Genomic DNA, 25344 nt, shown 5'->3' on the forward strand with positions numbered 1-25344 from the left:
ATTAAATTCCAGAACCCCTGTTTGCTAACGCAAACAGGGGTTTTGTTTTGGGCGGTCGAAAAATATTCCTGTGGATCATCGCTTAATGCGGCTCGCCTCGTTTGCAGCCTGTGGTCGCCTTCAATGTTAAAGTCCATGCCTCGATTTTGCTTTTCCTAAGGAAGCCGTTATGCCGGATGCGACGTCCCTCAGTGCTGGATTCATGGTCGTTCATGGCAACCGTCTGGATGAACTGCGTAGCCTGGTAGTCAGCTGGATGCGCCGTTATCCGCTCGCTCCCCTGGAAAACGAAATCGTTCTGGTGCAAAGCAACGGCATCGCCCAATGGCTAAAGCTGGCCCTGGCCGAAGACCCGGAAGAGGACGACACGGGCGGCTGCGGCATCGCTGCGGCCATTGATGTGCAGCTTCCCGGCAGCTTCATGTGGCAGCTCTATCGCATGGTCCTCGGTAAAGATGAGATCCCGCCCAAGTCCCTGCTCGATAAAGCCCCACTGACCTGGCGACTGATGCGCCTACTCCCCGAGCTCATCGATCAACCGCACTTCGAGCCCCTGCAGCGCTTCCTCACCCACGACACCGACCTGCGCAAACGCTATCAACTCGCCGAACGTTTGGCCGACCTGTTCGACCAATATCAAGTCTACCGCGCCGACTGGCTGGAAGATTGGGCCGCCGGCCGCCACCAACTGCGCAACGGTCGAGGCGAAACCAAACCGCTAAATCCAGCGAACTGCTGGCAGGCAGAACTATGGCGTGCACTACTGTTGGACGTGGGTGAAGAGGGCATGGCCGAAAGCCGCGCCGGTGTTCACCAGCGCTTCATCGAGCGTATCAATAACCTGGAGAAAGCCCCGCCAGGCCTGCCATCCCGAGTGATCGTTTTCGGCATTTCGTCACTGCCCGCGCAAGCCCTGGAAGCCCTCGCCGGTTTGGCAAGGTTCAGCCAGGTCTTGCTCTGCGTGCACAACCCTTGCCGCCATCACTGGTCCGACATCGTCGCCGACAAAGACCTGCTGCGTAACGAATACAAACGCCAAGCGCGCAAGGCTGGTATGCCGGTCATTATCGACCCACAAAGCCTGCACCAGCACGCGCACCCGCTGCTCGCCGCCTGGGGCAAACAGGGCCGTGACTACATCAGCCTGCTGGACAGTTATGACGACCCCAACAGCTATCGCGCCGCCTTCCGTGATGGCCGCATCGACCTGTTCAGCGAAAGCGAGCCCACCACGCTGCTCAACCAGTTGCAGGACGACATCCTCGAACTACGCCCGCTCAACGAAACACGCGAGCTGTGGCCGGGCGTCGACCTCAATAACGACAGCTCCATTCGCTTCCACATCGCCCACAGCGCCCAACGCGAAGTGGAAATTCTCCACGACCAATTACTCCAACGCTTCAGCGCCGATCCCACGCTGCGCCCGCGCGACATCATCGTTATGGTCCCCGATGTCGATAGCTACGCGCCGCATATTCGCGCCGTGTTCGGCCAACTGGAAAGAAGTGATCCACGCTTCATCCCCTTCACGCTCACCGACCAAGGGCAGCGCGGCCGCGACCCTCTGCTGATCGCCGTCGAACACCTGCTCAAACTCCCCGACAGCCGCTTCCCCGTCAGCGAAATCCTCGACTTGCTCGACGTCCCCGCCCTGCGCGAACGTTTCGCCATCAAGGAACGCGATCTGCCTACGTTGCACCGCTGGATCGAAGGCGCTGGCATCCGTTGGGGCCTCAATGCCGAACAACGCGCCGGCCTCGGCCTCCCCCATGAGCTGGAACAAAACAGCTGGCGGTTTGGCCTGCGCCGCATGCTGCTGGGTTACGCCGTCGGCACCGGTGTTGCCTGCCACGACATTGAACCCTATGACGAAATCGGCGGCCTTGATGCGGCCCTAATCGGCCCGTTGGTCGCCTTGCTCGACGCACTCAACGATGCGCATCAGGCCCTTTCTCAACCGGCAGCCCCTCAAGCATGGGGCGAGCGCCTGCAACGCCTGATGCAACTGTTTTTCCTGCCCAGCAGCGAACACGACGACTACCTGCTGGGCCAACTCGAACAGCTCAGAGAAGACTGGCTGGAAACCTGTGAGTCCGTCGGCCTACAAGTTGAGTTACCCCTCACCGTAGTCCGTGAAGCCTGGCTGGCGGGCCTCGACCAAGGCCGGCTGTCCCAGCGCTTTCTCGCCGGAGCTGTCAATTTCTGCACACTGATGCCTATGCGCGCCATTCCGTTCAAGCTCGTCTGCCTGCTCGGCATGAACGACGGCGACTACCCGCGCGCGCAACCGCCGCTGGACTTCGACCTGATGGGCAGCGACTACCGCCCCGGCGACCGTTCACGCCGCGAAGACGACCGCTACTTGCTGCTCGAAGCCCTGCTGTCCGCTCGTGACCAGCTCTACATCAGTTGGGTAGGCCGCAGCATCCGCGACAACAGCGACCGCCCAGCCTCGGTACTGATCGGCCAGATGCGCGACCATCTCGCCAGCGGCTGGCATAACGCACAAACAGAAGAACCATTGCTGGAGGCAATGACCCAGGAACATCCGCTCCAACCCTTCAGCGCTCGCTATTTCCACGAAGGCGACGCACTGTTCAGCTACGCCCGCGAGTGGCAATTGCTGCACGAAGCACCTGATGCACTCATAAAAGAATGCGAACTGGCGGAGCACCACCAGGAAGAGCCGCTGAGCCTTGGCCAGCTGCAGGACTTCCTGCGCCACCCGGTCAAACATTTCTTCAGCCAACGTCTGAAAGTGTTCTTCGAAGCCGCCGAAGTACCGCTGGCCGATGAAGAACCCTTCGTGCTCGACGCGCTGCAACGCTACAGCCTCAGCGATAGTTTGCTGAACGCCGCACTGAGCCAGCCCGATCACGTAGACCAGGCCCTCAATGCCCAAGCCCTGCGCCTGCAAGGTAGTGGCTTGCTGCCCATGGTCGGTTTCGGCGAGTGCCTGCGTAACGAACTGATTGAGCCGTTGCCCGATCTGCTGCAACGCTACCAGCACTTATTGGCGCTCTGGCCTACACCACATACAACCGCGGAACCGATCAGTTTTGAGCACCAAGGCATCCAGCTCGAAGGTTGGATCAGTGGCTTGCATCGACGCAGTGACGGCGGCTTGCTCAGCGTCACTACCCTCCCCAACAGCATCGGTTCGATCAAGACGCGTAAGTGGCACCGCCTGATTCACCCCTGGGTCAATCACGTGGTGGCCTGCGCCTGCGGTCTGCCGCTGAGCACCGGTTTGGTCGCCAGTGACGACACCTTGCTGCTGGCTCCATTGGATAGATCCAGCGCCGAGGAAATCCTTGGCAACCTGCTGCTGGCCTGGCATACCGGCATGCGGAAACCGCTTCCAGTGGCCGTTAAAACCGCCTTCGCCTGGCTCGGCCAAACCGACCCCGCCAAGGCCCAGGCCGCCGCCAGTAAAGCCTACGAAGGTGACGGCCTGACCACCGACGGCGAACGCCGCGAAACCCCGGCGCTCACCCGCCAGTTCCCCGACTACGCCACGCTCATCGCCAGCGAAGAATTCGAAGGCTGGGCCGAAACCCTGTATCGCCCGTTGATTAACGCCCCGTGGCGATCGCTCAGCAGTGAGGAGGCCAGCGCATGATCAGTAAACCTTTGGCTCTGGCCTTCCCGCTCAAAGGCAGCCAGTTGATTGAAGCCAGTGCCGGCACTGGCAAGACCTTCACCATTTCCGCCTTGTACCTGCGCCTTGTACTCGGCCACGGTGGTGATGAGTCCGGCTTCGGCCGCGAACTGTTGCCGCCGCAAATTCTGGTGGTGACTTTCACCGACGCCGCCACCAAAGAGCTGCGCGAACGCATCCGCATTCGCCTGGCCGAGGCCGCACGCTTCTTCCGCGAAGAAATCGAGCAACCGGACGCCCTGATCGCCGACCTGCGCGACGAATACATCCCCGAGCAATGGCCTGCTTGCGCCAATCGCCTGGACATCGCCGCCCAATGGATGGACGAAGCTGCCGTTTCGACCATTCACAGTTGGTGTCAGCGCATGCTGCGCGAACACGCGTTCGACAGCGGCAGCCTGTTCACCCAAACCCTGGAAACCGACCACAGCGACCTGCTCGGCGAAGTGCTGCGCGATTACTGGCGGCTGTTCTGCTACCCGATGCACGACGACGCGCTTAGCTGGGTCCGCAAAAACTGGGGGGGGCCCGCCGCGCTGATGCCGCGGGTGCGAGCGCTGTTCGGCAGCGAACGGCCTACCGACGAGACGCGCGAACCGGCCGAGCTGATCAACGCCTGTCTGCAAGAGCGCCGCGAAGCTCTGAGAACCCTCAAGGCACCGTGGCAACAATGGGCCGCCGAACTGCGCGACATTTGCCTGCAAGCTGTAGCCGCCAAAGCCGTCGACGGCCGCAAGATGCAAGCGCGTTACTTCGAGCCCTGGTTCGAAAAGATCAGCGCCTGGGCCGCTGACGAAACCCTCGAACAACTGGACATCAGCACGGGCTTCACCCGCCTGACGCCCGACGGCATGGCCGAAGCCTGGAAGGGCGCGCCTCCACGCCACCCCGGCATCGACGCCATGGCCAGTCTCAAAGCCAGCCTCGACGCGTTGCCCACCCCCGACGCCGCCGTGTTGCAACACGCCGCTGCTTGGGTAGGTAAACGCTTCGAAGAAGAAAAACGCCGCCGCGCCGAAATGGGCTTCGACGACATGCTGATCCGCCTCAACGCCGCCCTGCAAACAGATGGCGGCGAGCGCCTGGCCAGTGTGATCCGCGAGCAGTTCCCGGTGGCCCTGATCGACGAATTCCAAGACACCGACCCGGTGCAATACAGCATCTTCGACAGCATCTACCGTATCGAAGAAAACCACCTCGACAGCGGCCTATTCCTGATCGGCGACCCCAAGCAGGCGATCTACGCCTTCCGCGGTGCCGACATCTACACCTATCTGCGCGCTCGCCAGTCCACCACCGGCCGCCACCACACCTTGGGCACCAACTTCCGCTCCAGCCATGCGATGGTCGAAGCGGTGAACCACGTGTTCCAACGCGCAGAAACCGGCCGTGGCGCGTTCCTGTTCCGCGAGTCGAATGGCGACAACCCGGTGCCGTTCCACTCGGTTCTATCCCAAGGTCGCAGAGAGCAACTACAGGTCGATGGCCAGACGTTGCCAGCGATGAACCTCTGGCACGTGCCCACCGATCAGCCGCTATCCAACGCGCTGTATCGGCGGCAACTGGCGGCTGCCTGCGCCACGCAAATCGTTGAGTTACTCAATGGTGGACAACTGGGTACCAGCGGTTTCCTACAAGCGGACGGTAACTTCAAAGGCGTACTGCCGTCAGACATCGCCATCTTGGTGCGCGACGGTAAAGAAGCCCAAGCCGTGCGCGCTGAGTTGGCCACCCGTGGCGTGCGCAGCGTGTACTTGTCGGACAAAGACTCAGTCTTCGCCGCCCAGGAAGCCCACGACTTGCTGGCCTGGCTCAAAGCCTGCGCCGAGCCCGACGTCGAGCGGCCGCTGCGTGCCGCCTTGGCCTGCGTCACCTTAAACCTGTCACTGGCGGAACTGGAGCGTCTGAACCAGGACGAACTGGCGTGGGAAACCCGCGTGATGCAGTTCCGTGGCTACCGCGTAATCTGGCGTACCCAAGGTGTGCTGCCGATGCTGCGGCGTCTGTTGCATGATTTCAAACTACCGCAAACCCTGATCGCCCGCAGCGACGGCGAACGTGTGCTGACTAACCTGTTGCACCTCAGCGAGCTGCTGCAACAGGCTGCCTCGGAGCTGGACGGCGAACAGGCGTTGATCCGCCATCTGGCTGAGCACTTGGCGCTGTCAGGTCAGGCCGGTGAGGAGCAGATCCTGCGCCTGGAGAGTGATGAGCAATTGGTCAAGGTGGTGACTATCCACAAGTCCAAAGGCCTGGAATACGACCTGGTTTTCCTGCCGTTCATCTGCTCGGCCAAACCGGTGGATGGCAGCCGCCTGCCGCTGCATTACCACGACGAACAGGGTAAATCCCAGGTCAGCCTGCGGCCCACCGCTGAGCTGATCGCCCAGGCTGACGACGAGCGGCTGGCCGAAGACCTGCGTTTGTTCTACGTCGCCCTCACTCGCGCCAAGCACGCGTGCTGGCTGGGCATTGCCGACCTCAAACGCGGCAATAACAGCAGCTCCGTCCTGCATCTGTCGGCGCTGGGCTACTTGCTGGGCGACGGTGCATCGCTGAGCGAGTCCGCCGCACTCGCGCGCTGGTTGCAGAACCTGCAGGAAGGCTGCGCCGCCATCCATTACAGCCAGGTGCCCGACGCGCAAGAGATCTTGTTCCACCCGCCGCGCAACGATGCCACCTTGCTCGCGCCGTTGCTGCCCACGCGCAAGGCCGCCGAAAATTGGTGGATCGCCTCCTACAGTGCATTGCGCATTGGCGACAGCATGAGCGCCGCGCCGCTCGAAGCGCCGGAAAGCCCGCAAGCCCAGAAGCTCTTCGACGACGAGCGCCTCGACCCCGATGCACCGCGTGAAGTGGCGGCGACTGGCGGCGATATTCACCGTTTCCCACGTGGGCCTAACCCCGGTACTTTCCTTCACGGCCTGTTGGAATGGGCGGGCGAAGAGGGTTTTATCGTGACACCCGAGGCCATCGAAAAGGCCGTGGGCGCCCGCTGTAACCGGCGCAATTGGGAAGGCTGGATCGTTACCCTGAGCGGGTGGCTCGGCCACCTGCTGCAAACACCACTGCCAATGGATAACGGCCACGTCACCTTGAGCGGTCTGCAGCAGTACCAGATCGAAATGGAGTTCTGGTTCGCCAGCCACAAAGTCGATGTACTCGCCCTCGACAAGCTGGTGTGCCAGTACACCCACAACGGCGTGTCCCGCGTGGCCGCCGAACCGGTGCTGCTCAACGGCATGTTCAAAGGTTTTATCGACCTGACCTTCGAGCACGGCGGCCGGTATTACGTGGCCGATTACAAATCCAACTGGCTCGGCCCCGAAGATTCGGCTTACACCTTTGACGCCATGGAACAGTCGATTCTCGAGCATCGTTACGACCTGCAATACGTGCTTTACCTACTGGCCTTGCACCGCCAGTTGAAAGCGCGTCTGCCCGATTACGACTACGACCGCCACGTCGGCGGTGCGCTCTACGTTTTCCTGCGTGGCACTCAATCGGTGAGCCGAGGCGCGTATTTCACCCGGCCTCCACGTGAACTGATCGAAGGCTTGGACCTGTTGTTCCAGGGCAAACCCATCCCGCCCAAGGTTGAGCCCGCCTGGGAACAAGGAGTGTTGTTATGAGCCTGTCGCCGTTACCGCTTGAGGCGCTGATGCCGCTCAACCACGCCGCCGACCTGGTGCAACTGCTGGAACGTTGGGTTGACCGGGGTTGGCTACGCGCGCTGGACAAGGCCTTTGTCGGTTTCCTCCACGAACTTGATCCGCAGGCCGACCCGCTGGTGTTGCTCGCTGCGGCGTTAACCAGCCACCAATTGGGCCATGGTCACGTGTGCCTCGACCTGTTCGAAACCCTCAAGGCCCCGGATTTCGCCCTGTCGCTGCCACCCGAAGGCGACCTGCAAACCGGCGCCATGTTGCTGCCGTCGCAATTGCTCGACGGCCTCGACGGCGCCCATTGGTGCCATGCGCTGGCCTCCAGCCAATTGGTCGCACTGGCCGTCGATGGCAGCGACGCCGCGCAAAGCCGTCCATTGGTGCTGTCCGGTAAACGCCTGTACTTGCGCCGCTATTGGGCCTACGAACGGCGCATCGACACGGCGTTGCGCTTGCGCCTGGCCACTCAGGAAGCCGTCGGCACCGATTTGGCGCAACGCCTCAATAGCCTGTTCGACCAACCGCCACCCGACGGCGTGATCGACTGGCAAAAACTCGCCTGCGCCTTGGCCACTCGCGGTGCCTTCAGCATCGTCACCGGCGGCCCCGGCACCGGCAAGACCACCACGGTGGTGCGCCTGCTCGCGCTGTTGCAAGCACCCGCGGTGGGCGCCGGCAGCCCGTTGCGTATCCGCCTGGCTGCGCCCACCGGCAAAGCCGCCGCACGCCTCACTGAATCCATCAGCCAGCAAGTGCTGTCGCTGAATGTGCCGGACAGCGTACGGGAAAAAATCCCGACCCTGGTCACCACCGTTCACCGCCTGCTAGGCAGTCGTCCTGGCACGCGGCACTTCCGCCACCACGTCGGCAACCCATTGCCCCTGGATGTGCTGGTGGTGGACGAAGCCTCAATGATCGACCTGGAAATGATGGCCAACCTGCTCGACGCTCTGGCGCCTCACGCACGTCTGGTGCTGCTCGGTGACAAAGACCAACTCGCCTCGGTGGAAGCCGGTGCCGTACTCGGCGACTTGTGCCGCGACGCGGAAGCCGGCTGGTACAGCCCCGAAACTTCCCAATGGCTGCAAGCGGTGAGCGGCGAAGACCTCAGCGCCAGTGGCCTGCACGAAGACCTCGACGCCAGCCACCCGCTGGCCCAGCAAGTGGTCATGCTGCGCTACTCGCGGCGTTTCGGCGAAGGCAGCGGCATCGGCCAACTGGCGCGCTGGGTCAACCAGCAAAACGCCGAAGAGGCGCGCAAACTGCTCGCCGCCCGCCGCCACGACGACCTGTTCTGCCTCAGCCTCAAGGGCGAACACGACCACGCCCTTGAGCGCCTGGTATTGGACGGGCAGGGCGACGAAGCCCAGGGTTATCGCTATTACCTGAACCTGCTGCACAGCGCTCGCCCGGCCCTCGATACACCGCGTGACAATGTGGCCTGGACCCTCTGGGCGCAACAACTGCTGCAAGCCTTCGACGCGTTTCAGCTGCTCTGCGCCGTGCGCAAAGGTCCCTGGGGCGTGGAAGGGCTGAACCTGCGCATCACTGCCGCTTTGCGCAAAGTGCGGCTGATCGAAGGCGACGACCAGTGGTATGAAGGCCGCCCGGTGCTAATGACGCGCAACGATTACGGCCTTGGCCTGATGAACGGCGACATCGGCATCGCCCTCAAGCTGCCCGAAAGCGACGGCGGACCCCAAGTGCTACGCGTAGCTTTCCCACGCAACGACGGCCAGGGCGGCGTGCGTTTTGTACTGCCCAGCCGTCTGAACGATGTGGAAACCGTGTACGCCATGACCGTGCACAAATCCCAGGGCTCGGAATTTACCCACACCGCGCTGATCCTGCCGGACGCACTGAACCCGGTGCTGACCAAAGAGCTGATCTACACCGGCATCACCCGCGCCAAGCGCTGGTTCAGCTTGATCGAACCGCGTGGTGGCGTGTTTGAGGAAGCCGTAAGGCGCAAGGTCAAGCGCTTGAGTGGGTTGATGTTGGAATTGGACGTGCCGGCTGAAAAAAACTGACTGATCGGTCATGAAATATTTCTGATTCAGTTGTCTGATTTTTCTGAAAAAATAGCGAATCTCGCGAAAGCAGCTCTTCGCGGGGTTTTCCGTTGCTGTGCTATCGTTGCGGCATCACCTTGAAAAAACACCTGAGAGAATTGCTGCATGAACGTGGCTGTCTCGCCCGCAGAGCGTAGTTTGAGCTGGAGACACATGTTACTGGTGGCGGCTCTGTGCCTGCTCGCGCCGCGGGTATTTGCGCAGACGCCCAGCCTGGCCGATCACCGCGCCCAATCCGTCACTCAAGTGGTCCTCGGCATCCTCAGTTACGCGCGCTGGCCGGTGGAGCCTGCGCAACTGCGGCTATGCATCGTCGGCCCGACCCAATACACCGATGACCTGATCAAAGGGACCACCCAGGCCACCGGTCGCCCGGTGGTGGTACATCGCCTGCTGGCGGACCACCCGGATATCGTCAATGCCTGCGACGCCGTGTACATCGGCAAGCTCTCCGACGATGAGCGCACTCGGCTGTTCGCGTCGCTGATCGGCCACCCGGTGCTCAGCATCAGCGAAGGCGGCGACCGATGCACCGTGGGCAGCTTGTTCTGCCTGCGCGTGGGCGATGAGCAGGTGTCGTTTGAGGTCAACCTGGACTCCGTCGCCCGCAGTGGCGTGCGCATTCACCCCAGCGTGTTGCAACTGTCCCGTCGTCGAGCGCCGACGCCATGAGCAAACCAAAAGCGCGGCCGACCTTGCGTTCGGTCATCGGTCGCGGGCACTTGATCCTGGCATTGGTCGCCGTGACCCTGGCCAGTGTGTCGCTGACCTTGCTCGGTGTGCTGGCGCTGCGCGTGTATGCCGATCACAACCTGAACCTGATCGCGCGCTCCATCAATTACACCGTGGAAGCGGCGGTGGTGTTCAACGACAGCGCCGCCGCCACCGAAATGCTCAGCCTGATCGCCTCAACCGAAGAGGTGGCCCAGGCCGAAGTTTTCGATGCCAACGGCAAGCTGCTGGCGCAATGGGTACGGCCGGAGACCGGGATGTTGTCGCAAGTGGAATTGGCGCTGGCGCATACCTTGCTCGAACAACCCATCCGCCAGCCGATCCTGCACCAAGGGCGAACTGTCGGCAGCATTCACCTCGTCGGTCATGGCGGCAGCCTGCTGCGCTTTCTGCTCAGCGGTCTAGCCGGGATCCTGATCTGCACCGCGCTCAGTGCCTGGGTGGCGTTGTACCTGGCGCGTCGCTTGCTACTCGGCATTACTCAACCCCTGCAAAGCCTTGCTTCTGTGGCTCACGCTGCCCGCAGCGAACGCGATTTTGACCGCCGTGTGCCCCCGGCGCAAATCGCCGAACTCGACAGCCTGGGCAGCGACTTCAATGCCTTGCTCGGCGAGATGGAAGCCTGGCAAAGCCACCTGCAAAGTGAAAACGAAACCCTCGCCCACCAGGCCAGCCACGACAGCCTGACCGGCCTGCCCAACCGCGCGTTCTTCGAAGGCCGGCTGATTCGCGCTCTGCGCAGTGCTGCCAGGGTCAACGAGCGGGTGGCGGTGTTGTTCCTTGACAGCGACCGCTTCAAAGACATCAACGACAACTTCGGTCACGCCGCCGGTGATGCCGTTTTGGTCGCCGTCGCCGAGCGCGTGCGCGCGCAACTGCGTGAAGACGACTTGGTGGCACGCCTGGGCGGCGATGAATTTGCAGTGCTGCTGGCACCGCTGCACAAACTCGAAGATGCGCAGCGCATCGCCGACAAGATCATTGCCAGCATGGACAAACCGATCCCACTGCCCGGCAACACCCAGGTGTTGACCTCCCTCAGTATCGGCATTGCCGTTTATCCCGAGCATGGTGCCACCCCCGGCACCCTGCTCAATGCCGCCGATGCGGCGATGTACCAGGCCAAACGCTTATCCCAGGGCGGCCAGCAAACGGCGGAACCTGCGCCCACCGCCGCAAATGTTAACCACAGGAGTTGATCCCTTGTTCTCGACCGCGCGTTTTATGTTTATTACCTTACTGGTGGCATTCCTTGCCCTCGGCGGCTGCCAGACGCCCCCACCCAAAGGCCTGAGCCCGGCCCAAGTCGCGGTCCTCAAACAACAAGGCTTTGAACTCACCGACGAAGGCTGGGCGTTCGGGCTGTCGGGCAAAGTACTGTTCGGCAGCGACGTGGAAAGCCTCAACAAAGCCAGCACCGACATCGTCGAACGCATCGGCAAAGCCCTGGTCGGCGCCGGCATCGACCGCGTACGCGTAGACGGCCACACTGACGCCTCGGGCAAAGAGAGCTACAACCAACAACTGTCCCTACGCCGCGCCAAAAGCGTGGGCAAAGTGCTGACCGGTGTGGGCATGAAAGAAGAAAACATCCAACTGCGCGGCCTGGGCAGCAGCGAACCGGTGGCGCCGAACACCACGGTAGCGGGGCGCACCGAGAATCGGCGAGTGTCGATTGTGGTGATCGCGGACTAACCGCTTAACCCGTTCCAATGCTGCAATGCTGTCAAATGTGCATGACCAAAGTTCTGCGTCCGCCACAGTTCAAAAATGTGGGAGCGGGCTTGCTCGCGATGGCGGTCGTTCAGCCACATATTTATTGGCTGACCCACCGCATTCGCGAGCAAGCCCCACATTTATTTTTGCAGCGTGCTCGCTACAGTGTTCGCTTAACTGCCCGGCGTCATCGCCTGTGTCAAGTCATCCACCACGGCCTTGCCCATCTCACACAGGTAATGCGCAGCCCACGCGTATTGCTCGCCGCGCACATCCATGGCGGCTTCCATGGCGAGTTTCTTGGAGTAAAAAAGCAGGGGGGAGGCGTGTTCCAGGGCTTGCTCAATCGGCATGCCGGAATTGACGCGGAACAGGGGTTTTTGGTTTTCGCCGTAATCGCCGAAGGTGACGACGCCGAGGGTGGTGATGGAGGAAAGCGGTGGATCGGGGACGATTTTGCTCATGACGATTGCTCTCTGCTGAAGTAGAGCCGCCACATCACATCGCTAAACATGAAGAGGGTGGCAGCTGTGTGCAGGTTAGCGATCCGGGCCAGAGCGCATCCCGGGTAGACTCGAAAGTCTCCCGCACACAGCCGCCATAAAACGCTAAAAGCTGACGAGAGCCAGCTAATACTGTTGGGGGCAGTGACACGCCTGAAACCCGGATCGCTAAACCCGATCGCTGATGTGCAGCGACCCAGGGAGGCTAGTGACCCAAACAGTAAGGCGCAATAGGGTGGAGAGTCTCTAGGAAACGTCCTGCGATTTAAAGCGAATCGTCGTTGATGGCCCTTTAATCCGCAAACTTGATCTCCCGCGTCTCCCCCATCAGCAACCCCTGATTCTGCTCCGTCACCTCCCTGATGTAGTCCCACAACAACGTAATCCGCTTCAGCTTCCTCAAATCCTCCCGGCAATACATCCAGAACTGCCGCGTAATCGCAATCTCCTCCCCCAGCACCGGCAACAACCGCGGGTCCTGCGCCGCCAGAAAGCACGGCAATATCGCCATCGACCGGCCCTGCTGCGCGGCGACGTACTGTGCAATCACGCTGGTGCTGCGCAAACTCGCGCTGGCGCCGGGCACCACATTCGCCAGGTACAACAGCTCGGAACTGAACGCCAGGTCATCCACGTAACTGATAAACGGATGCTCAGCTAAGTCTGCCGGGCGCTGGATGGGCGGGTGTTGGTCGAGGTAGTCCTGGGTCGCGTAGAGCTGCAGTTTGTAGTCGCACAGTTTGCAGCACACGTACGGCCCGTGTTCCGGGCGTTCCAGGGCGATAACGATGTCGGCTTCGCGCTTGGACAGGCTGATGAAGTGGGGCAGGGGCAGGATGTCGACCGAGATCGCGGGGTACGTGTCGACGAAGTGGCTGAGCTGCGGGGTAACAAAAAAACTGCCGAAACCTTCGGTGCAACCCATGCGCACATGGCCGGACAGTGCCACGCCGGAGCCGGACACCTGCTCGCAAGCCATGTGCAAGGTGCTTTCGATGGACTCCGCGTAACCCAGCAAACGCTGGCCCTCGGCGGTAAGGACAAAGCCGTTGGTCCGGGATTTTTCGAACAGCAAGGTGCCGAGCGACACTTCCAAAGAACTGATGCGCCGCGACACGGTGGTGTAGTCCACCGCCAGGCGCTTGGCGGCCACGCTGGCCTTGCGGGTGCGGGCCACTTCGAGGAAAAACTTCAGGTCATCCCAGTTCAGGGAGCCCAGTGATGTGATGTTTTTTTGCATATTGGACCGGCTTTTATGTGCGTTCTTATTAGAGATTTGCACATCTATACTCGAAAAACAGTCCGAACGCCTCATTTCCAAGGCGACTCACGCGCCTTGTCTCTGCATAACTACAAGATTGGAGACCACATGAACGCTTCTGCCGATATTTCCGTGCAACAGGTCAAGTTGCTGATCAATGGTGAATGGGTCGAGTCCAAGACCACCCACTGGCAAGACATCGTTAACCCGGCCACCCAGCAAGTGCTGGCCAAAGTTCCTTTCGCCACCGCCGATGAAGTCAACGCCGCCATCGACGCCGCCCACAGCGCCTTCCAGACCTGGAAACTGACGCCGATTGGCGCACGCATGCGCATCATGCTCAAGCTGCAAGCCCTGATCCGTGAACATTCCAAACGCATCGCCGTGGTCCTCAGCGCCGAGCAGGGTAAGACCATTGCCGATGCCGAGGGCGATATTTTCCGTGGTCTGGAAGTGGTGGAACACGCCTGCTCTATCGGCACCTTGCAGATGGGCGAATTCGCTGAAAACGTCGCCGGTGGCGTCGACACCTACACCCTGCGCCAACCCATCGGCGTGTGCGCCGGCATTACCCCGTTCAACTTTCCGGCGATGATTCCGCTGTGGATGTTCCCGATGGCGATTGCCTGCGGTAACACCTTCGTGCTCAAACCGTCCGAGCAAGACCCGCTGTCGACCATGTTGCTGGTGGAGCTGGCGCTGGAAGCCGGTGTACCGGCGGGTGTGCTCAATGTGGTGCACGGCGGCAAGGACGTGGTGGATGCGCTGTGCACCCATAAAGACATCAAGGCCGTGTCGTTCGTCGGCTCGACGGCTGTGGGCACTCACGTCTACGACCTGGCCGGTAAACACGGCAAGCGCGTGCAATCGATGATGGGCGCCAAGAACCACGCCGTGGTGCTGCCGGACGCCAACCGCGAACACACCCTCAATGCCCTGGTCGGCGCCGGTTTCGGCGCAGCGGGCCAGCGCTGCATGGCCACCTCGGTGGTGGTGCTGGTGGGCGCGGCCAAGCAATGGCTGCCGGACCTCAAGGCGTTGGCGCAAAAGCTCAAAGTGAATGCCGGCAGTGAAGCCGGTACGGATGTCGGCCCGGTGATTTCCAAACGTGCCAAGGCGCGCATCCTGGAACTGATCGAAAGCGGCGTGAAAGAAGGCGCCAAGCTGGAGCTGGACGGGCGCGACATCAAGGTGCCGGGCTTCGAGCAAGGCAACTTTGTTGGCCCGACCCTGTTCTCGGGCGTGACCACGGACATGCAGATTTACACCCAGGAAATCTTCGGCCCGGTGCTGGTGGTGCTGGAGGTTGCGACCCTCGATGAGGCCATCGCGCTGGTCAACGCCAACCCGTTCGGCAACGGCACCGGCCTGTTCACCCAAAGCGGTGCGGCGGCACGTAAGTTCCAGAGCGAAATCGATGTAGGCCAGGTCGGCATCAACATCCCGATCCCGGTGCCGGTGCCGTTCTTCAGCTTCACCGGCTCGCGTGGCTCCAAGCTCGGCGACCTGGGCCCGTACGGCAAGCAAGTGGTGCAGTTCTACACCCAGACCAAAACTGTCACGAGCCGCTGGTTCGACGACGACACGGTCAACGATGGCGTCAACACCACCATCAACCTGCGCTGATTTCGGGAGACGACCATGAAGATTGCATTTATCGGCTTGGGCAACATGGGCGCGCCCATGGCCCGCAACCTGATCAAGGCCGGCCACGCGCTGAACCTGTTCGACCTGAACCAGACGGTTCTCAAAGAGCTGGCCGAACTCGGCGGCACTGTCAGCGATTCCCCGCGTGATGCGGCTAACGGCGCTGAATTGGTGATTACCATGCTGCCCGCCGCTGCCCACGTGCGCAGTGTGTGGCTGAATGAAGACGGCGTGCTCGCCGGGATCGGCAAGGGCGTACCGGCAGTGGATTGCAGCACCATCGACCCGCAAACCATCCGTGATGTAGCGGCTGCGGCGGCGAAGCAAGGTGTAGCCGTTGCCGACGCCCCCGTCTCCGGCGGCACCGGCGGCGCCAGCGCGGGCACCCTGACTTTCATGGTCGGCGCCACGCCAGAACTGTTCGCCACTCTGCAACCGGTGCTGGCGCAGATGGGCCGTAACATTGTGCATTGCGGCGACGTCGGCACCGGCCAGATCGCCAAGATCTGCAACAACCTGTTGCTCGGCATCAGCATGGTCGGCGTCAGCGAAGCCATGGCCTTGGGCGATGCATTGGGCATCGACACCCAGGTGCTGGCCGGGATCATCAACAGCTCCACCGGTCGCTGCTGGAGTTCCGACACCTACAACCCATGGCCGGGCGTGATTGAAACCGCGCCGTCGTCCAGAGGTTATACCGGTGGTTTTGGTGCCGATTTGATGCTCAAGGATTTGAGCCTGGCCACCGAAGCCGCGCGCCAAGCCAAGCAACCGGTGATTCTCGGTGCCGTGGCCCAGCAGTTGTACCAATCGATGAGCCAGCGCGGGGAAGGCGGCAAAGACTTCTCGGCGATCATCAACAGCTATCGTAAGCCCGAATAGGGCATTTTCCGGGAGCCTGCCGCTGGCGGGCTCCCGGGTTTTTGCGGGTCACGCAAACACAAAATACTTACGCACCGTCTCAACCACTTCCCACGTCCCCTTCATCCCCGGCTCCACCACAAAGATATCCCCAGCCCGCAAGTGAATCGGCGCCATGCCTTCGGGGGTGATCACGCAGTAGCCTTCCTGGAAATGGCAGTATTCCCACTTCACGTATTCCACATACCACTTGCCTGGTGTGCAGATCCAGGTGCCCATGATCTTGCTGCCGTCTTCGCTGGTGTAGGCATTGAGGTTGACGGTGTGCGGGTCGCCTTCGAGTTTTTCCCATTTGCAGGCATCCAGCACCGGCAGTGGGTGGGTGTCGCGAAGTACGGTGATGGGCTTGGACATGATGCCTCCGAGGCAGTGAATGCAAAGGTGAACCCTAAGGCCTTGGGCGTTGCGTCAGTGGTCTGAACTCGACATCGGGATGCCCAGAAGCGCAGGCGGATGCGATTCCTCTGACACCCATGCAGTCCATGTGGGAGCGGGCTTGCTCGCGAAGGCGTTGGGTCAGCCTAAGTATTCAGTGACTGACACTCTGCATTCGCGAGCAAGCCCGCTCCCACATTGGATCTTCAGTGTTTGAGCTGCTTTCGTCAGACGAAATTTTCGGGCGTCAATCCGCCATTTCCTCGCAGTAAGTACGAAAGAATTCCCGTCTGGCGCAGGAATTAGCAAGAAAATGCACGGCTGGCCCTCGTATCATTCACCTTAGAACGAGTGAGAGCCTTGAAATGAACCCAATAAAAACGTGGTGGGATATCAGCCCGCCCTTGAGCGCGGCCACCCCGACCTGGCCGGGCGATACGCCGTTCCAGGAAGAGCGCGTGTGGCAGTTCGGCCCCGAGTGCCCCGTGAATGTGGGTCGCGTGACCTTCTCGCCGCACACCGGCGCCCATGTGGATGCACCGCTGCACTACAGCGCGGACGGTGCGCCGATTGGCGAAGTGTCGCTTGATGTGTACATGGGCCCGTGCCGGGTGTTGCATTGCCTGGGCAGTGGCGCGCTGGTGCAGCCGCATCAACTGCAAGGGCGTGTGGATAACCTGCCGGAGCGCGTGCTGCTGCGCACTTATCCACAAGCGCCGCTGACGGCATGGGACTCGAACTTCACCGCCATCGCGCCGCAAACCATTGAGCTGCTCGCCAGCCTGGGTGTGCGCCTGATCGGTATCGATACGCCCTCGCTGGACCCGCAACAGTCCAAGACCATGGATTCCCACAACGCCGTGGCTCGCCATGGCATGGCGATTCTCGAAGGCATTGTGCTCGATGACGTACCGGAGGGTGACTATGAACTGATCGCGCTGCCGCTGCGCTTTGCCAACCTGGACGCGAGCCCGGTTCGCGCCATTCTCCGCCCGCTCAAGGAGCTTACGCGATGAGCCAATGTCCCTTCTCTGCTGACTACCAACCGCCGGAAGAGTGGCATAACGCCGAGCTGAATTTTTCCGAGTCGATGAGCTACGGCGATTACTTGGACTTGGGCAAAGTCCTCAGCGCTCAGCACCCGTTGTCGCCGGACCACAACGAAATGCTCTTTATCATCCAGCACCAGACGTCCGAGCTGTGGATGAAACTGATGCTGCACGAGCTCAAGGCCGCTCGCGAACACGTGCGCCAGGGTGAGTTGCCACCAGCGTTCAAAATGCTGGCGCGGGTGTCGCGGATCTTCGATCAACTGGTGCACGCCTGGGCGGTGCTGGCGACCATGACGCCGTCGGAGTACAAGGCGATTCGCCCGTTTCTGGGGCAGTCGTCGGGGTTCCAGTCGTTCCAGTACCGTGAGATCGAATTTATCCTCGGCAATAAAAGCGCGGCGCTGTTGCGTCCTCACGCACATCGGCCAGAGTTATTGAACGAGTTGAAAGTGGCGATTGCCACACCGTCGCTGTATGACGAGGCGATCAATCTGATGGCCAAGGCTGGCTTGGCGATCGACCCCAAACGCGGCGAACGCGACCCAACGGCGGCCACGGTTCATGATGAGTCGGTGGAGGCGGCGTGGCGTGAGGTGTATCGCGACCCGAGCCGGTATTGGGATTTGTATCAGTTGGCCGAGAAGTTTATCGACCTGGAGGATTCGTTCCGCCAGTGGCGTTTTCGACATGTCACCACAGTGGAGCGGATTATCGGCTTCCAGCCGGGCACCGGCGGTACCGAGGGCGTGGGTTACCTGCGCAAGATGCTCGATACGGTGCTATTCCCCGAACTGTGGCGAGTCCGTTCCACGCTCTAAACAAAAAGCCCCGGAATCCCGGGGCTTTCTACATTTGGAATGCCATCAAGAATGTGGGAGGGGGCTTGCTCCCGATGGCAGTCTGTCAGCCAATACATCCGGTCTCTGACATACCGCTATCGGGAGCAAGCCTCTTCCCACAGGGATCACTGTGCATTCACTACAGCGCTACCCTTTTTGATCCGCATCCGGTAGGCAATATAGATAATCCCCACCCACACCGGCATCGCATACACCGACTTATTTATCCCCGGAATCGCCAGCATCACACTGATGATCATCACCATGAACGCCAGGCACAGGTAGTTGCTGAACGGGAACCAGAAGGTCTTGAACGACGGCACCACGCCTTGCTCGCCCATGGCCTTGCGGAACTTGATATGGGTGATGCTGATCAGCGCCCAGTTGATCATCAGCGAGGCAACCACCAGCGCGAACAGCAACTCAAGGGCGCTCTTGGGCGCGACGTAGTTGACCACCACGCACAGCATGGTCACCAGCGCTGAAATCGCCAGGGCGCGCAGCGGTACGCCTTGCTTGTTGAGTTTCATCAGCGCTTTAGGCGCATCGCCTTGTTCGGCCAGGCCAAACAGCATACGGCTGTTGCAGTACACGCCGCTGTTGTACACCGACAACGCTGCAGTCAGCACCACGAAGTTGAGGATGTGCGCGGCGGTGTCGTTACCGATCAGCGAGAAGATCTGCACAAACGGGCTGCCGCTGTAGGCATCGCCCGATGCGCCGAGGGTTTGCAGCAGTTGGTCCCACGGGTACAGCGACAGCAGCACGGTCAGGGCGCCGACGTAGAAAATCAGGATCCGGTAGACCACCTGGTTGATGGCTTTGGGGATCACTTTGCGCGGCTCGCTGGCCTCGGCGGCGGTAATGCCCACCAGCTCCAGGCCACCAAACGAGAACATGATGAAGGCCATCGACATCAACAGCCCCATGCCGCCATTCGGGAAGAACCCGCCGTGGCTCCACAGGTTGCTGACGGAGGCTTGCGGGCCGCCGGTGCCGCTGAACAGCAGGTAGCAGCCGAGCACGATCATGCCGACAATCGCCACCACCTTGATGATCGCGAACCAGAACTCGGCTTCACCGAAGAACTTCACGTTCAGGGTGTTGATCAGGTTCACCGCGACAAAGAACACCAGCGCGCTGACCCAGGTCGGGATTTCCGGCCACCAGAACTGGATGTACTTGCCCACGGCCGTCAGTTCGGCCATGCCCACCAGCACGTAGAGCACCCAGTAGTTCCAGCCGGCCAGGAAGCCCGCGTAACCGCCCCAGTATTTGTGCGCGAAGTGGCTGAAGGAGCCAGCCACGGGCTCTTCGACGATCATCTCGCCGAGCTGGCGCATGATCAGGAACGCGATAAAACCCGCAATCGCGTAACCCAGGATCATCGACGGCCCCGCCGACTTGAGCACCCCGGCCGAGCCGAGGAACAACCCCGTGCCAATCGCCCCTCCCAAGGCAATCAGCTGAATATGCCGGTTCTTCAGGCCACGCTTGAGGCCTACCGGGTTAACCATGTCATCCGCCATTAACATTCCCTTCTACTTGTTTTTCTCAGGGTTGATTGCACGCCGCACCCGCCCCTCAGAACTGCTGAGGGGTCAGATATTACTCTGCGTAAACTTTTCGTAATACAGCTGAACACCATCAAGTGCCTGATCCGCCAGCCATTGCTGGATGGATTCGACCATCGGTGGGGGGCCGCACACGTACATATCCGCCGATCTGTCCCGCAATTCGGCCAGGTCGAAATGTTCGGTGAGGTAGCCGCGCTTGCCGGGCCATTCCGGCGATGGGTTGCTGAGCACTTCGGTATAGCGAAAGCCGGGGATTGTTGCGGCGTATTGCCTGATCCGCGCCGCCTCGCATAAATCTTCGGCTCCGCGCACGCCGTAGTACAAGTGCACCGGCTGCTTGCAACTGTTGGCCGCCAGCTCATCAAGCATGCCCAGCAACGCCGACAACCCGGTGCCGCCTGCCACCAGCACCAGCGGCTGAGTGACATGCCGCAGATAAAACGCACCCAATGGCGCCTCCATCAGCACTTCGTCACCGACCTGACAGTGTTCGCGCAGGTAGTTGCTCATGACGCCATCGGGCAGCAGGCGTACCAGAAACTGCAATTGACTGCCCGGCCGATTGGCGAAGGAGTACGAGCGCCAACTGTCGGTGCCGGGCACCGACAGGCGGGCGTATTGGCCCGGCAGAAAATCCAGCGAATCCTCCAACTGCACCTGCAGGATGGCCGTGCTGGCCGACACCTGCTGTACGTCGCTCACCGTGCCACGCACCTGCACCGGGCCAGGTGCGTTACACAGGCTCGAATCAAAATCGAAGTAAAACGTCGCGTCGGATTTGACCCGCGTCTGGCAACTGAGCATTTTGCGTTGTTGCAGGTCGAGGCTGGAGAGGGCTTCTTCGTCGACGTAGTCCTGGGTGTAATCGCCCGACTCGCAACGGCCCTGGCAGGTGCCGCACACGCCTTCGCGGCAATCCAGCGGGATCTTGATGCCGTTGCGCAGGGCCGCGTCCAACAGGATTTCGTTAACACCCACCGGGAAAAACAGGGTCTTGCCGTCGGCAAAACTGAAGGCCACTTTGTGATTCATCCGCATAACTCCGCATATCTGATTTTTTGTAGCTGACCCGCTCGCCACAACAAGCCCGTTCGCCACAGGGCGGTGCTCGCTACAGGTGATAAAAATCCAGCACCGAGTTGATGGTGTCGTTGAGCAGCAGGGCGTGCTTGCGCGTGATCAACCAGCTGTCGCCATGGGGTTTGAGGCTGTAGGTGGCGTGCCCATAAAACTGCTCCGAAGTGGCCAGCCGATAGAACAGTGTGTGCCAGTTCAGCTTTACTTCCAGTAACCCGCCGGGTTGCTCGGCAACGCGCACGTTATTGATCAGGTGCAACGTACGCGGCATCGGCGTGGCCGATGCGGCCTTGCCGGTGCGCAAACGGAACACGCGGTCTTCCAACCCTGAACGGTTGGCGTAATAAATCAACGACATCTCGCGCTTGGGGTCGCGGGTGTAGACGTGTTCCGAGTCCCATTGCGGCAGGTGTAATTCACTCTGCGGGTCGAACAATTGCACATAGGCATCCCAATCCTGGGCATCGCACAGCTCGGATTTGCGGTAGAAAAACTGTTCGATCTGGTACTGCAATTGCGCGTTCATCACTTCACCTCCCGCAGTGTCAGCGCTTGTTGGTCCAGGCCCTTGAGCAAGAACTGCTGCCAATTACGGTGCTGGTTGACGTAGAGGCCTTCGTGGGTGAATTCGGTGCCGGTCATCGCGGGCTGGATGCCGATGGCTTCGCTGTTCGGTGTTGGGCCGGTCTCCCAGCGGTGGCTGCCGCGTGAGATATCACTCCAGCGCTCCAGGCGGCCCTGGAAGCCGCGTTGGGCCTCGCGAAATTCCACCAGGTCATCGGGTGTGCCCATGCCGGAGACGTTGAAGAAATCCTCAAACTGGCGGATACGGTTTTCGCGGTCGGCGTCGGACTCGTTTTTCACTCCCAGGCACTGGCTGATGATCTCGGTCTTGTTCCACGCCACCGGGCGAATAATCCGTAACTGCGAGCTGATCTGGTCGAGAAAGAACAGGCTTGGGTAGATATTCAGATTGCGCAGGCGATGCATCATCCATTCGGCCTTCTGCTGGCCGTGTTCGGACACGAGGCGCGGCATGATGGTGGCATAGCCGGAACGCACGCTCGGGTTGGGCATGTCGCTGAACAACAGGCTGTGGCCGTTGTTGAAGGCGAACCAGCCGTCATCGGTGTTCGCATCGCCTGCGCCGAGCTTGCTGTAGTCCAGTGTGGCGCCTGAGCCGGTGCCGTTTTCGCTGTTCACCTGCTGGCGATGCTGCACCGTGGCCACGTAGTTGTAGTGCACGGTGCTGACGTGATAACCGTCCAGGCCGTTTTCGTTCTGCAGCTTCCAGTTGCCGTCATAGGTGTAGGCGGATTTGCCCGGCAGCACTTCCAGCTCACCGGTGGCGGACTGCGCGACCATCATGTCGAAGAACACTGTGGCGTCGCCGAGGAAGTCTTGCAGGCTGTCGGTGCCATTCACGTCCAGGCTGATAAACACAAAGCCCTTGTAGCTTTCGATGCGCGCCTTTTTCAGGCCGCGAGTGGCCTTATCGAAACCTTCCGGGTATTCGCCCGGCGCCTTGACCTTCACCAGCCGGCCATCGCTCTTGTAGCACCAGGCATGGAACGGGCAGGTGAAGGTCGATTGGTTGCCCTTGCCGACCCGCGTGAGGGTGGTGCCGCGATGCTGGCAGGCGTTGACCAGCGCATTCAGTTGGCCCTCGCCGTCGCGGGTGATGATCATCGGCTGGCGCCCGGCGCGCATCGTCACGAAGTCGTGGTTATGGGCCAGCTCGCTTTCGTGGCAGGCGTAAATCCAGTTCTTTTCGAAGATCAGCTCCATCTCCAGGTCGAACAATTGCGGCTCGGTGAACATGTCCCGCGCGATGCGGAACACTTCATCGGCCGGGCGAAAATCCAGGCAGCCTTCGATAAACGTTTTCCACTGCTCGACGCTTCTTGCACCACTCATGGGAGGCACCTTTTTGATAGGGGCTAATCGGTGGTTCATTAGAGGCAGCGGGGCAGGGCCTGGGCTATCCGCTTAGTGGGGGAACCTGCGCCGGAAAATTGAGCAGCAAATACCCAGCTCGGTGCGCCGTGGTGACGCGATGCGCTACTGTCATACCAAGGGAAAGTCGCAAAAGCCTGCTGCTTATCCACATAGTCGACCGTTGCTATCCACCCCGTTGCAGCAAAGCTGACGTGGCTTGGAACTTGCTGTCGATCTGTACGACGCGCCGTCAGAGCGCGCAAAAGCCTAACCGCCGTGGGTGCACCTTGATGAGTAGCCATACACGCGATATTCATATTCAACGCTTCGACCTGGAGGGCGCCTGCAGCTGGATGTCCGGCATCTGCGGGCCACACCGCCTGGCGACGGCCACGCCCGAGCGCCTGCGTTTTCACCACAGCGCCAATGTGTTCAAGTCCCGCGCTACCACGCTGGGCGTGATCGAATACGGCACTGACGTGACCATCGATATCGAAGACGCCGAGCACTTCAGCAGCTACAGCCTCAGCCTGCCGTTGGTGGGCGAGCAGGAACTGAGCAAAGACGGTGTGCGCCTGAGCTCCAACCGCGACCAAGGCGTGATCATCTCGCCCAATGAACATCAAGTGCTGGCAATTTCCGGCGATTGCCGCAAGTTGCAGGTGGTGATTACACGGGCGGCGATGAGCGAATCCCTGGAAGGCTTGCTGCAACGGCCGATTGAAGCGCCGCTGCGTTTTGAGTCGGTGATGGACGCCGTGGACGGCGCCTCGGCGTCGTGGTGGCGCATGGCGCGTTACTTCATCGCGGAGCTTGAGTGCAGCAGTGAGTTGTATGAGCAGGCGGCGTTCACCCGCGACCTGGAAAGCTCGCTGATCAAGGGGCTGATCCTCGCCCAGCCGAATAATTACTCAGAAGAATTGCGCGACGTGCTGGGCGTGAAGCTGCCGCACTACTTGATTCGGGCGCGGCAGTACATCCATGACAACGCCCGTGAAGCGGTGCATCTGGAAGACCTTGAAGCGGCTGCGGGCGTGTCGCGGTTCAAACTGTTTGATGCGTTTCGCAAATACTTTGCCTTGTCGCCCATGGCGTACTTGAAGAAACACCGGTTGGGCGCGGTGCGCCAGGACATCCTCGAACACGGCTCTACGCATACCATTTCCGAAATCGCCTTGGGGTGGGGGTTTACGCACTTGGGCCGGTTCTCGGCGCAATACCGCAAGCTGTTTGACGAGTCGCCCAGCCAGACCTTGCAGCGCAAGCGCCTGCGCAATATCTGAGCCTGATGAAGATCAACCTGTGGGGTGTGTGGGCGATCTCAGATCAGCTCTTCAACCAATTGCAGGCAATGACTCAGCCCCGGCGACTGATCATTCACCCGCCGGCTGAGAATGATCGGCGAGGTCGCGGTGGCTTCCACAATCGGCGTGTAGCCGATATCCGCGCGGTGCAGCACTTGCACCGAGGCCGGTACCAGCGTCACGCCTATGCCCGCGCCGACCAGGCCGATGGCGGTTTGCAACTCGTTGGTCCATTGCGCCACCTTGAGGCTCAAACTGTGGGCGTCGAACAGCGCGATCACATGGTCGGCATAGCTGGGGCGCGGGTTGCCGGGGTAGAGCACAAAGGGTTCGGCGGCCAACTGGGCGAGGGTAGCGGGAGCACCCAGCAGCGGGTGCCCGGCGGGCAGCACGGCGACCAGTCGATCCTCGACCAGTACGCGTTGGACGATGGCCGGATCATCGATGCGAATCCGCCCGAAGCCCACGTCAATGCGCCCGGCCTTGAGCGCTTCGACCTGCTGCAAGGTGGTCATCTCGGACAGCCCCAACTCCAGCTCCAGCGTCTCGTGGCTGCGCAGCCGTCGAATCAACTCCGGCAGCACGCCGTACAGGGTCGACGGCGCAAAACCGATGCCCAGCCAGGTCTTCTCGCCCAGGCCGATGCGCCGCGTGGCGTCGCAGACCTTGCCCAGTTGCTCAAGCAGCACATTGGCGTGCTCATAGAAAAACCGCCCGGCCTCGGTCAGCCGCAACGGTCGGCCACGCTCCAGCAGAATTACGCCCAATTCATCTTCCAATTGCTGGATCTGCCGGCTCAACGGCGGCTGGGCGATGTGCAGGCGTTCGGCGGCGCGGGTGAAATTGAGGGTCTCACCCAGCACCTGGAAATAGCGCAGATGACGCAGTTCCATGACGGCTCCTTTCATACCCTGAAGGTATCGTGCGAGACCCATTCTATATTGGAAGCCAGGAAAAATACGGCACAGAATCGGCTCAAGCCTATAAAGAACCCAACGGGTATA

The 25344-nt window shown here is 60.9% G+C and carries 19 protein-coding genes; 11 read left to right on the forward strand and 8 right to left on the reverse strand.

Annotated features, from left to right (window positions below; all coding sequences use genetic code 11):
* The first annotated feature begins 169 nt into the window (after positions 1-169).
* The 6 genes from recC (at position 170) to FW764_RS25695 (ending at position 11825) form a co-directional block, all read left to right on the forward strand.
* Positions 170-3622, forward strand: a complete 3453-nt coding sequence (recC, locus tag FW764_RS25670; RefSeq protein ID WP_446436327.1) for an exodeoxyribonuclease V subunit gamma — start codon at positions 170-172, stop codon at positions 3620-3622.
* On the forward strand, positions 3619-7293 hold the full coding sequence (recB, locus tag FW764_RS25675; RefSeq protein WP_446436328.1) for an exodeoxyribonuclease V subunit beta: 3675 nt from the start codon (positions 3619-3621) through the stop codon (positions 7291-7293). Before recC ends, recB begins: the two co-directional genes overlap by 4 nt.
* Positions 7290-9356: an exodeoxyribonuclease V subunit alpha gene (gene recD, locus FW764_RS25680; RefSeq protein ID WP_446436329.1), complete on the forward strand. Its 2067-nt coding sequence runs from the start codon at positions 7290-7292 to the stop codon at positions 9354-9356. Before recB ends, recD begins: the two co-directional genes overlap by 4 nt.
* Positions 9357-9503: 147 nt before the next feature.
* Positions 9504-10070 carry a YfiR family protein gene (locus FW764_RS25685; protein ID WP_446436330.1) on the forward strand — a complete coding sequence of 189 codons (567 nt, stop codon included), beginning with the start codon at positions 9504-9506 and terminating at the stop codon, positions 10068-10070.
* Positions 10067-11329, forward strand: a complete 1263-nt coding sequence (locus FW764_RS25690; RefSeq protein WP_446436331.1) for a diguanylate cyclase domain-containing protein — start codon at positions 10067-10069, stop codon at positions 11327-11329. Before FW764_RS25685 ends, FW764_RS25690 begins: the two co-directional genes overlap by 4 nt.
* 4 nt (positions 11330-11333) lie before the next feature.
* The gene (locus FW764_RS25695) at positions 11334-11825 is read left to right on the forward strand and encodes an OmpA family protein (RefSeq protein WP_446436332.1); all 492 of its coding nucleotides are present in this window, start codon (positions 11334-11336) and stop codon (positions 11823-11825) included.
* A 194-nt stretch (positions 11826-12019) separates the two neighbouring features.
* Here FW764_RS25695 and FW764_RS25700 read toward each other — a convergent pair whose 3' ends face one another.
* Both FW764_RS25700 and FW764_RS25705 read right to left on the reverse strand, forming a co-directional pair.
* On the reverse strand, positions 12020-12310 hold the full coding sequence (locus FW764_RS25700; RefSeq protein WP_446436333.1) for a DUF3077 domain-containing protein: 291 nt from the start codon (positions 12308-12310) through the stop codon (positions 12020-12022).
* A 331-nt stretch (positions 12311-12641) separates the two neighbouring features.
* Entirely contained in the window at positions 12642-13589 is a 948-nt protein-coding gene (locus tag FW764_RS25705; protein WP_446436334.1) for a LysR family transcriptional regulator, read from the reverse strand.
* Between the two features lie 129 nt (positions 13590-13718).
* On the opposite strand from FW764_RS25705, the gene FW764_RS25710 reads away from it, so the two are divergent.
* The gene (locus tag FW764_RS25710) at positions 13719-15236 is read left to right on the forward strand and encodes a CoA-acylating methylmalonate-semialdehyde dehydrogenase (RefSeq protein WP_221295643.1); all 1518 of its coding nucleotides are present in this window, start codon (positions 13719-13721) and stop codon (positions 15234-15236) included.
* Between the two features lie 15 nt (positions 15237-15251).
* Positions 15252-16139, forward strand: coding sequence for a 3-hydroxyisobutyrate dehydrogenase (gene mmsB / locus FW764_RS25715; protein WP_446436335.1), 888 nt, complete (start codon positions 15252-15254; stop codon positions 16137-16139).
* A 48-nt stretch (positions 16140-16187) separates the two neighbouring features.
* Here mmsB and FW764_RS25720 read toward each other — a convergent pair whose 3' ends face one another.
* Positions 16188-16532 carry a cupin domain-containing protein gene (locus FW764_RS25720; RefSeq protein WP_003194115.1) on the reverse strand — a complete coding sequence of 115 codons (345 nt, stop codon included), beginning with the start codon at positions 16530-16532 and terminating at the stop codon, positions 16188-16190.
* A 386-nt stretch (positions 16533-16918) separates the two neighbouring features.
* Between FW764_RS25720 and kynB the strand changes: the two genes are divergently transcribed.
* Both kynB and kynA read left to right on the forward strand, forming a co-directional pair.
* The gene (gene kynB, locus FW764_RS25725; RefSeq protein ID WP_446436336.1) at positions 16919-17569 is read left to right on the forward strand and encodes an arylformamidase; all 651 of its coding nucleotides are present in this window, start codon (positions 16919-16921) and stop codon (positions 17567-17569) included.
* Positions 17566-18423, forward strand: a complete 858-nt coding sequence (gene kynA, locus FW764_RS25730) for a tryptophan 2,3-dioxygenase (protein ID WP_446436337.1) — start codon at positions 17566-17568, stop codon at positions 18421-18423. Before kynB ends, kynA begins: the two co-directional genes overlap by 4 nt.
* 146 nt (positions 18424-18569) lie before the next feature.
* Here kynA and FW764_RS25735 read toward each other — a convergent pair whose 3' ends face one another.
* The 4 genes from FW764_RS25735 to antA form a co-directional block, all read right to left on the reverse strand.
* The gene (locus tag FW764_RS25735; RefSeq protein WP_446436338.1) at positions 18570-19973 is read right to left on the reverse strand and encodes an amino acid permease; all 1404 of its coding nucleotides are present in this window, start codon (positions 19971-19973) and stop codon (positions 18570-18572) included.
* A gap of 72 nt (positions 19974-20045) precedes the next feature.
* Positions 20046-21053: an anthranilate 1,2-dioxygenase electron transfer component AntC gene (gene antC / locus FW764_RS25740; RefSeq protein ID WP_446436339.1), complete on the reverse strand. Its 1008-nt coding sequence runs from the start codon at positions 21051-21053 to the stop codon at positions 20046-20048.
* Positions 21054-21132: 79 nt separating this feature from the next.
* On the reverse strand, positions 21133-21624 hold the full coding sequence (gene antB, locus FW764_RS25745) for an anthranilate 1,2-dioxygenase small subunit (RefSeq protein WP_446436340.1): 492 nt from the start codon (positions 21622-21624) through the stop codon (positions 21133-21135).
* Complete coding sequence (gene antA / locus FW764_RS25750; RefSeq protein ID WP_446436341.1) at positions 21624-23015, reverse strand: anthranilate 1,2-dioxygenase large subunit; 1392 nt, start codon at positions 23013-23015, stop codon at positions 21624-21626. Before antA ends, antB begins: the two co-directional genes overlap by 1 nt.
* A gap of 311 nt (positions 23016-23326) precedes the next feature.
* Between antA and FW764_RS25755 the strand changes: the two genes are divergently transcribed.
* Complete coding sequence (locus FW764_RS25755) at positions 23327-24319, forward strand: AraC-like ligand-binding domain-containing protein (protein ID WP_446436342.1); 993 nt, start codon at positions 23327-23329, stop codon at positions 24317-24319.
* A 38-nt stretch (positions 24320-24357) separates the two neighbouring features.
* On the opposite strand, the gene FW764_RS25760 is transcribed toward FW764_RS25755, so the two are convergent.
* Positions 24358-25233: a LysR family transcriptional regulator gene (locus FW764_RS25760; RefSeq protein ID WP_446436343.1), complete on the reverse strand. Its 876-nt coding sequence runs from the start codon at positions 25231-25233 to the stop codon at positions 24358-24360.
* Positions 25234-25344: the final 111 nt, after the last annotated feature.

The organism is Pseudomonas sp. 1152_12 (assembly GCF_052850675.1).